Raw genomic sequence first — 303 nt, 5'->3', positions numbered from 1 at the left:
AAAAGATCGCCATCCGGCAGGAAGGCGCCATCGGTGATGTCGAAATCGTCGTTGCGCTTGACGGTGAAGACGCCCTTGTGCGGGCCTTCGATGATGGCGGCGTAGATATTGCCGGCCTTGTCGAGGCTCTTCTCCGAGACCACGACCAGGCCGCCTTCGTGCTGGGCGTAGGGGTTGGCATGCGTGACCGTCTCGAAGCCGCGATTCTGGCGCAGCTCGCGGGCCGGGACCAGATAGTCGAGCGCCTTGAAGGGCGCCTTCATATTGTCCGGATCGATCCTGAACTGGACGACACGCTGGTCG

Annotated in this window: 1 pseudogene; it reads right to left on the bottom strand. The window is 62.4% G+C overall.

The features are described 5' to 3' along the window. A pseudogene (locus EN862_RS35585) lies at positions 1 to 303 on the bottom strand (hypothetical protein); the annotation flags it as partial.

Origin of the sequence: Mesorhizobium sp. M2E.F.Ca.ET.219.01.1.1 (genome assembly GCF_004016445.2) — a bacterium.
Taxonomy (GTDB): Bacteria; Pseudomonadota; Alphaproteobacteria; order Rhizobiales; family Rhizobiaceae; genus Mesorhizobium.
Note: the sequence above shows the minus strand (reverse complement) of the source record. Positions and strands in the feature narration are given on the sequence as shown.